This window comes from Synechococcus sp. H60.1, assembly GCF_047462335.1.
GTDB lineage: Bacteria > Cyanobacteriota > Cyanobacteriia > Thermostichales > Thermostichaceae > Thermostichus.
On record NZ_JANSJA010000180.1, the window covers coordinates 1 to 7,381 of the forward strand.

The window sequence follows — 7,381 nt, forward strand, 5'->3', positions numbered from 1 at the left end:
CCCCCCCCCCCCCCCCCCCCCCCCCCCCCCCCCCCCCCCCCCCCCCCCCCCCAGGCTTGCTTCCGCTGCTGCAATCACCTCGGCCTCGTTCAACAGGGGCACAGTGCGGGGATCGCGAACGCCACGGGAGGAGGAAGCATTGCCAGCTTCGGTAACAGGAGAGGAGACCCCCGACAGGGCGCGCTGGCCGAAGAGGTAGCCCAAACAGGCACTCAACACAGCTGTCAAGAAAAATGCGCTCAGCCAAAACAGCGCTCCCAAGAATGTGGAGGTGAACTCTTGCGCTGGCCTGACCGATCTCCGCAAAGGATGCTCACTCCTGCGACGGACTTGCTCTACCCATGATACGAAAGCGACGAGGAGCTAGGGATGCTCCGCTGGCCCAGAATCTTGGTGTTCTTGCTGCTGGGCGCGGAGAGCGGCGCTATCGAGGTTGGGCAGCCGTTCCCCCAACCACCAGCCTGGATCTTCCCAGCTCAGGGATCCCAGCCACTTGGCAGCGCGATCCGCCAAGATCAGTCCTAACAAAACAGGAGCGGTGGTGATCCCCAGCGCCAGGCTTAGCCAAAGGGGCGGAGAGGCTTGCGAGGTGGCTGAAGAAGTATTTTGGGCAGGGGAAGATGCCGGTTTAAGATCCATCATGTCTGCATTCTGAATCGGGACTTGTCAACCTACCCCTAGTTGAATCGATCCTCATCCTAACTCCAACCTTACGGAGCTAGAAGCTTTTGCTTAAACTCAGCTAGTGCTGCCAGAGTTTCTTGATCCAGGGGTCGACAAAGAAGAGGTGCTGCTTGACGTATTGCTTCAAGAGGCCAATCCCACCAGGCAAGCTGGCTGAGCTGTTCGATTACCTCGGGTGAGAAGCGGTAGCGAACTACTTTGGCGGGCACACCGGCAACAATTGCCTAGGGCGGGACATCCCTTGTCACTACTGCAGCCATCCCAACAACTGCTCCGTTTCCAATCGTCACTCCTGAGCGAATCATAGCGCCATGGCCGATCCAAACGTCGTGTCCAACTAGAATGTCTCCTCGGGTCAGAGGGTGACCTTCCAGAGCACGCAGCTCACTCCATGACTCAGGTAGGTGAGTGAAAGGATAGGTAGTAGCCCAGTCAGTGTGGTGCTCGTAGCCTGCAAAAAAATGTATCCCTTGTGCAATTGAGCTACAGCGGCCAATCTTTACCTGCGAAGGTTCTCCCATCCCATGAACGAAGAACTCATATCCATAGCTTAGAGAGCCAATATTAATCAAGGGAAACGGTTCTAAGCCCCTATAGGCAAAGTATGTTCTCTCCTCTAGTTGTGGGCTGTGTTGAATACAGATAAGTACAGAACCTCAGTTCCCTGGATTGGGGCTTGCCAAGGTAAAACGTAAGCCTTAAGTAGAGTGTGCCCCAACTCCGCGCAGGAGTCTTCAAGTCTTACATTTCGAATCAAGCTGGAGGCAGTAGAGACTACCCAATACTGAGCTAATCTAACGATTGACTTCCATCCCAATGCCTAATGTCGATTGTACTTATCTGTGGCCCTGCCCGCTGTGGCAAGAGTCGGCTGGCGGAGAACCTAGCCGCGGCTTCTGCCCTGCCGGTCATCTACCTGGCCACCGGCCCCAAGCCAGATCCTGAGGCCGACCCGGAGTGGGCGGAACGGGTTCAGCAGCACCGGCAACGGCGTCCTCCCACCTGGCAAACCTGGGAAACCGGGCCAGACCTGGGCTCCGAACTGCAGAAGCTGCCGCAGCCCTGTTGTGCCCTGGTGGATTCGCTGGGGGGCTGGGTGGCGCAGGGCCTGGAGTGTTCCCCTGAGGAGTGGGATCCCTTGGCGCAATCTTTCTTGACAGCGTTGCACAGCTGCCGAGGAAAGGTGATCCTGGTCTCAGAAGAGGTGGGCTGGGGGGTGGTACCTGCCTATCCGCTGGGGCGGCGGTTTCGGGATCGGATGGGAGAGCTCACCCAAAAGCTGGCCCCGCTGGCGGAGCAAGTGCTTTTGGTTGCGGCTGGCTTTGTTCTTGATCTCACCCAGCTAGGGATCCCGCTGGCAGGGGTGAATAGCCCAGAGCTGAGATAAGCTGCAATGGGTTGATGGTATCCGCGGATAGGGTTTCTCCCTTGCGGAAGCCCTCGCCTGGATCGAGACTGGGTTAAAGCGATTGCTTGTCGTCGTGCCGATTACCTTCTACCTGCCCGCCAAAGCCATTCAAACCCTGGATTTAACGCCGGGCCATGAGTTGGTGAAAACCTTGATGGCGGATCCCGTTCGCTCCGCTCAGCAGGTGCAATGTTCCATTGATTGGCCGCGCAGCCCCGACGATCCGCGCGAGCTCTCGGAGATCCCGGAAGTGCGCCTGTGGTTTATCCGCTGGGATACGGTTTACCCCTGGATGCCCTACTTTCTTGACTGGCGCAGCGGTGAGCTGGCTCGCTACGCTGCCATGCTGGTGCCCCACCAATTCAACCCCCGCGAAGGGATCGTCTACAACCCTGAAGCCCTAGAGATTTTCGTCTACCAGAAGATATTTGTTCTCATGCGCTGGTTTAAGCAGCAGAAACTGGGATCTGTCTCGATGCTGCGGGACATGGCCTTAGTGTTTGGCTTCGAGGTGCAACCCGAGTTTCTGAACCTCTGGGAAGCCGAGACCGGAGAGCCATGAGAGTGATGGTAGCCGACACCTGGCCTGGAATCCCGGCAGCAGCGGCAGTGGCAGAAGCCTGGCAAGAGGCGGTAGAACGTCCCTGGGGGCTGCTCCGCGTGGATCCCAGCCCTTCTGAAGCACAGCTCAAGGTTCTCTGGCAACAGATTGCTGACTGGGAAGGGGAAAGGGATCCCCTGCTGGTGGTGCCCGGCACCCTAGCTGATCCGATAGGGCCCGGCCAAACCTGGGCCGACCTAGCTGCTGCCTGGGGGTTCAAGGTACTTCTGACGCTGCCCCAGGAAGCTGCCCTTAGCCAGGGAGCTGCTTTTGCGGCCTTGCTTCACCAAGCCAAGACTCACTGTCTGGGATGGGTGTTGCTGGAATCCGCATCCGGCTCCTCCCTAGAAGAACCCCCCTTGGTCTGGCAGTTGCAGGCCCAGCTAGGGATCCCTGTCCTGGGCAGGAAGACGGCGGCAGGGCAAATTTCTTGGAGAGCAGAGATGTGGGATTTGCTTTCAGCAACGCTCAGCTCCAGCCTGTGGGCACCCCTTGCTTGAGGTTCTCCCCTACCTTCTTCTTTGATAGGTGCCCATCAGTTGGGCCTGGGCGAGGATGTGGCCTGTCATGGCCTGTAGCAAGGCCTCTTTGGTGGCCCCTGGTGCTAAGGCCAGTTGCCTGTCCAGGGCGTAGAGGGTGAAGAAGTAGCGGTGGGTGCCGCTGGGAGGGCAAGGGCCGCCATAGCTATTGCGTCCCCAACTGTTTTGCCCGTGGACGGCCCCCTGGGGCAGGTCGCTGTCGGAGCGGATCCCTTCTGGCAGACTCGTGACACTGGCGGGCAAGTTGTAGACCACCCAGTGGACAAAGGTGCCCCCGGGCGCGTCTGGGTCATCCATAATCAGGGCAAAGCTTTGGGTTCCTACAGGTGCCCCCGACCAAGTCAAGGGGGGAGAAAGATCTTCTCCTTCGCAGGTGTAGCGGGAGGGGATGGGTTGTGAGGGGGCAAAAGCGGAGCTAGTGAGCTGCAAAGTTGTCGGCGTTGGCGTCGGTGTTGGCATAGAACCAGAGCTTCTGGAAACTTCAGCAGATGGCGAAAGATTCCAGGACGGAGAGGGTGGGATTCGAACCCACGGTGGCTTGCGCCACGGCAGTTTTCAAGACTGCTTCCTTAAACCACTCGGACACCTCTCCACCTTAACCCCGGCCGGGATCCGCCGTCTCTACTATCTTAGGCTGTGCCCTTGCCGGTTGTGCAGCTAACCGCTTGTGGGGAAGGACAGGGATCCGCTATAACCCACCTGAGGGATCCCTGGCTACGGATGAGAGGAGACTTTTGCCCAGCTCAGGTGCAACTTCTGGCTTGGCTAATGCTAGCCTTGCTGGCTGCCTGTCGCCCCTTGCCAGAGCCACCTCCTTCCGAAGCTGCCCCGCTGGATCCGGTGCTGCGCCACGTTGGCGAAGATGGCACCCATTTTGCGGCTTCCGTGGGCGATACCCGCGCCCTTCCTCCCCACTTCCCGCCGCAGTTGCAGTTGCCCGAAGCCGCCGTCCTCTCTTCCGGGCAAATCTGGGATCAGGAGGGGGGGCTGACCTCCTTGCTCTTGCAGACCTCTCAGCCTCTGGAGGAGATTGCCGCCTACTACCGTCGTACCCTCTGGGGCCGGGGCTGGGATCTCCTCTCGGATCTGGAACAGGCCAACGGCATCCGCACCCTTGTGTTTGAGTCTCCCCCCCATCCTGAACAGTCCCTGCACCAGGCAGTCATTCAGGTGGGATCCCCCCGCCGCGGGCCGGATCAGGTGGAGTACCGGGATATCTTGATTTTGCTGAGTACCGTTGCCCCTGTCGGCAAAGCGCAGCCTGCTGCTGCAGCCTTTCCTTGAAGCATGCCCGTCTATACCCAAGCAATTGAAATTGCCGCTGACGTGGCGCGGGTGGAGCACTGTCTCATTGACCCGGAGCTGATGCGGCGCTGGCTTAACCCGCTTTTGGGTTGCGAAGCGCTGGGATCCCCTACGGGGCAACTGGGCAGCCGCTACCGCTTTTTCCTGCGCCTGCCTCTCATTTCCCCCAGCCTGGACTGCGTGATTACCGAGCGGGCCGAGGGTCTGGTGCAGTGGCAGTTTGAGGGGTTTTTTCAGGGCACTGACCGCTGGGAGTGCCGCCCCCAAGCGTCGGGAACGCTGTTGGTGAACCGCTTTGAGTTTTCCATCCCCAACCCCTGGGTGGCGGCGGGGTTTTACCTGGTGGCAGCAGAGCTAACCCGGCACGACATGCGGGCACAACTGCGACGGCTAAAGGCAGTGGCCGAGGCTTTGGGTTAGGCTGGTGGCAGGTAGTAAAGAAACGTAAAAAATGGCAATGACCAGCAACAGCGGCCTGTTCAACCGTCGCTTTTTCGACAACTTCATCCCCCAGCCGGCCAACAGCCCTCTGCAGATTGGCGAGCTGGCCCCCGACTTTGAGCTGCCCAATGTACACGGGGATCCCGTGCGCCTGTCGGACTACCGCGGCCACCAGCCGGTGGTTCTGGCTTTTACCCGCATTTTCACAGAAAAACTCTTCTGCCCCTTCTGCTACCCCCACATCCAGGAGCTGAAGGCCCGCTACGAGGAGATCCGGTCTTTGGGAGCAGAGCTGCTGATGATTACCAGCACCGACCCGGTGCAAAGCCAACAGATCCAAGCCGACCTGCAACTGCCCTACCCGCTGTTGGTGGATCCGGAGTGCAAGACCTTTCGGCTCTACGGTGTCGGCCAAGCGATGGGGGCGCCCCTGCCCGGCCAGTTCATTGTGGATCGCGAGGGGAGGCTGCGCTATAAGCACCTCTTCTCCTTTGCCGAGCCCAACGCCAGCACCGACGAAGTGTTGCGGGTCTTGCGGGAGGGGCTAGCCAGCGGCTGGGACGGAACCCGCCGGGTGGCTCCCGTGCCCTTTTTCTAAGCTGTCTCTAGGCAATTTCGGCAGAGGAGGGAAAAGGGGTGGTCTTTGCGCGGCTGGCTCAGAACAGCGCCCGGCAGGCGGAGATCCTGGAAGTAGTCCTGCGCCACGGCTGGGACTACATGCGGCGCTTACTCTCCTTGGGCAAGGCGGAAGAGCCGCAACTGCCGCCGCCGATGGTGCTGCGCAACATCCTGGTGGATCTGGGGCCGGTTTATGTGAAGCTGGGCCAGTTGCTGAGCACCCGCCCCGATCTGTTGCCGCGGGAGTACATTGAGGCCCTCAGCACGCTGCAGAGCAATGTGCCCCCCGTGCCCTGGAAGGCAGTGGAGATCCTGCTGCGCCAGCAGTTGCAAAAGCCCCTGGAGCAGGTATTCAGCAGCCTGGACACGGAAGCAGTGGCAGCGGGATCCATTGCCCAAGTCCATCGCGCCCGCCTGCTCAGTGGCGAAGCGGTGGCTCTCAAGATCCAGCGGCCGGGTTTGGAGGCAATAGTAGAGCGGGATACAAAGCTCATCCGCAGCATTGCTGAGCTGGTGGCGCAAACGGAGTTCGGTAGGCTAACAGACGTGGTGGCCTTGGCCAATGAGTTTTGCCGGGCGCTGCAGGCGGAGCTGGACTTTACCCAGGAAGCCCGCCACACGGAGCAACTGCGGCAACACCTGCAGGCTAGCCGTTGGTTTGACCCAGCGCAGTTGGTGGTGCCGCGCGTCTACTGGGCGCTCACTACCCCCAAGGTGCTGACGCTGGAGTGGATCGAGGGAAAGCCCCTGCTGGAGGCGGATCGCAGTGACGCCGACCCGCAGCAGATTGCCCGCCTGCTCACCCGCGCCTTTTTCCAGCAGATCTGCCTTGACGGCTATTTCCACGCCGATCCCCACCCCGGCAACCTCTTCTACCTGGGATCCGGTCGCGTGGCCCTCTTGGACTGCGGCATGATTGGGCGGCTGGATCCCCGCACGCAGCAGATTGTGCTGGAGCTGATTTTGGCCATCGTCAGCCTGGATGCCCAGCGCTGTGCTGAGCTCACGCTGGAACTGGCTCTGCCGGAAAGTCCTAGGGGCAGCCCGCGGGATCCCGCCGTCAGCCTGGCCCAACTGCAGAGGGAATACGAGCGCCTCTTGCGCCAGTACTACACCCTGAGCGTTGCCGAGCTGGATTTTAGCGAGCTCTTTTCCGAGATCCTACAGGCGGCACGGCGCAACCAGATCCGCATCCCCGGCAACCTGGGACTGTGCGCCAAGGCCCTGGCCAACCTGGAAGGGATCGCCCGCCAGCTCACCCCAGACTACAATCTGCCGGAGCAAATTCGCCCCCTGATGGCCGATGTGTTTCGGCAGCAGTTGCTGGGGGAGGCCCCCCTGCCCTCGCTGCTGCGCACAGCCCTGGATCTCAAAAACCTCTCGCTGCAGTCGCCGCGGCAACTGGAAGTGCTGCTTAGCCGCATCACCTCCGAGACCCAGCGCTGGAACCTGACGGTGCAGGAGCTGGAAGGCCTCCGCACCAGCCTGGACCAGTCGGCCAACCGCCTCTCCTACAGCATCCTGGTTGGATCCCTGATTATTGGCGCTGCCATCATCTCGGCGCAAACCCAGCGCTTCCAGGTCTTTTGGCTAAGCGAGCTGCTCTTTGGCGCCGCCAGCCTGCTGGGGCTGTGGCTCATCCTCAGCATCCTGCGCTCCGGTCGCCTGCGGGGCTAATCCCCTACGCATCTCGTGTTGGCAAAGCAACACAAAAACGGTATCAGCGGCTTTGCGAGCGCCTCGCCAAATCCCGCAAAGGCCGATTCTTTCGTTGACCCGCTCGAT

11 protein-coding genes and 1 tRNA gene are annotated in these 7,381 nt (G+C 60.5%); 7 read left to right on the top strand and 5 right to left on the bottom strand.

The features are described 5' to 3' along the window. The 3 genes from NW852_RS09130 to NW852_RS09140 form a co-directional block, all read right to left on the bottom strand. A partial coding sequence (locus NW852_RS09130) for a hypothetical protein (RefSeq protein ID WP_414426669.1) occupies positions 1-216 on the bottom strand: 216 nt, incomplete at its 3' end. A gap of 147 nt (positions 217-363) precedes the next feature. Continuing rightward, entirely contained in the window at positions 364-642 is a 279-nt protein-coding gene (locus NW852_RS09135; protein ID WP_414370544.1) for a hypothetical protein, read from the bottom strand. 266 nt (positions 643-908) lie between these two features. Further along, positions 909-1,205, bottom strand: a complete 297-nt coding sequence (locus NW852_RS09140; protein ID WP_414426671.1) for a CatB-related O-acetyltransferase — start codon at positions 1,203-1,205, stop codon at positions 909-911. A 302-nt stretch (positions 1,206-1,507) separates the two neighbouring features. On the opposite strand from NW852_RS09140, the gene cobU reads away from it, so the two are divergent. The 3 genes from cobU (at position 1,508) to NW852_RS09155 (ending at position 3,193) form a co-directional block, all read left to right on the top strand. Beyond that, entirely contained in the window at positions 1,508-2,071 is a 564-nt protein-coding gene (cobU, locus tag NW852_RS09145; protein WP_414426670.1) for a bifunctional adenosylcobinamide kinase/adenosylcobinamide-phosphate guanylyltransferase, read from the top strand. A gap of 82 nt (positions 2,072-2,153) precedes the next feature. Beyond that, positions 2,154-2,654, top strand: coding sequence for a CRR6 family NdhI maturation factor (locus tag NW852_RS09150; RefSeq protein ID WP_414359814.1), 501 nt, complete (start codon positions 2,154-2,156; stop codon positions 2,652-2,654). Then, positions 2,651-3,193, top strand: coding sequence for a hypothetical protein (locus tag NW852_RS09155; protein WP_414370545.1), 543 nt, complete (start codon positions 2,651-2,653; stop codon positions 3,191-3,193). The genes NW852_RS09150 and NW852_RS09155 overlap by 4 nt, the downstream gene beginning before the upstream one ends. Before the next feature lie 9 nt (positions 3,194-3,202). Here NW852_RS09155 and NW852_RS09160 read toward each other — a convergent pair whose 3' ends face one another. Both NW852_RS09160 and NW852_RS09165 read right to left on the bottom strand, forming a co-directional pair. Next, the gene (locus tag NW852_RS09160; RefSeq protein ID WP_414370546.1) at positions 3,203-3,691 is read right to left on the bottom strand and encodes a YbhB/YbcL family Raf kinase inhibitor-like protein; all 489 of its coding nucleotides are present in this window, start codon (positions 3,689-3,691) and stop codon (positions 3,203-3,205) included. A gap of 48 nt (positions 3,692-3,739) precedes the next feature. After that, positions 3,740-3,824 (bottom strand) — tRNA-Ser (locus tag NW852_RS09165). 59 nt (positions 3,825-3,883) lie between these two features. Here NW852_RS09165 and NW852_RS09170 point away from each other — a divergent pair. Genes NW852_RS09170 through NW852_RS09185 form a run of 4 tightly spaced genes read left to right on the top strand, consistent with a single transcriptional unit; the run spans position 3,884 to position 7,273 of the window. After that, the gene (locus NW852_RS09170) at positions 3,884-4,516 is read left to right on the top strand and encodes a hypothetical protein (RefSeq protein WP_414385641.1); all 633 of its coding nucleotides are present in this window, start codon (positions 3,884-3,886) and stop codon (positions 4,514-4,516) included. Between the two features lie 3 nt (positions 4,517-4,519). After that, the gene (locus NW852_RS09175; protein WP_414366542.1) at positions 4,520-4,957 is read left to right on the top strand and encodes an SRPBCC family protein; all 438 of its coding nucleotides are present in this window, start codon (positions 4,520-4,522) and stop codon (positions 4,955-4,957) included. A gap of 37 nt (positions 4,958-4,994) precedes the next feature. Then, entirely contained in the window at positions 4,995-5,576 is a 582-nt protein-coding gene (locus NW852_RS09180) for a peroxiredoxin family protein (protein WP_414378735.1), read from the top strand. 38 nt (positions 5,577-5,614) lie between these two features. Continuing rightward, positions 5,615-7,273 (top strand): ABC1 kinase family protein, encoded by a 1,659-nt coding sequence (locus NW852_RS09185; protein WP_414370549.1) that lies wholly within the window; start codon positions 5,615-5,617, stop codon positions 7,271-7,273. Positions 7,274-7,381: the final 108 nt, after the last annotated feature.

Coding starts and splice junctions, on each gene's coding strand:
- cobU (WP_414426670.1), top strand. CDS start 1,508: ATGTCGATTGTACTTATCTGTGGCCCTGCCCGCTGTGGCAAGAGTCGG.
- NW852_RS09135 (WP_414370544.1), bottom strand. CDS start 642: ATGATGGATCTTAAACCGGCATCTTCCCCTGCCCAAAATACTTCTTCA.
- NW852_RS09160 (WP_414370546.1), bottom strand. CDS start 3,691: ATGCCAACACCGACGCCAACGCCGACAACTTTGCAGCTCACTAGCTCC.
- NW852_RS09140 (WP_414426671.1), bottom strand. CDS start 1,205: ATGGGAGAACCTTCGCAGGTAAAGATTGGCCGCTGTAGCTCAATTGCA.
- NW852_RS09175 (WP_414366542.1), top strand. CDS start 4,520: ATGCCCGTCTATACCCAAGCAATTGAAATTGCCGCTGACGTGGCGCGG.
- NW852_RS09155 (WP_414370545.1), top strand. CDS start 2,651: ATGAGAGTGATGGTAGCCGACACCTGGCCTGGAATCCCGGCAGCAGCG.
- NW852_RS09180 (WP_414378735.1), top strand. CDS start 4,995: ATGACCAGCAACAGCGGCCTGTTCAACCGTCGCTTTTTCGACAACTTC.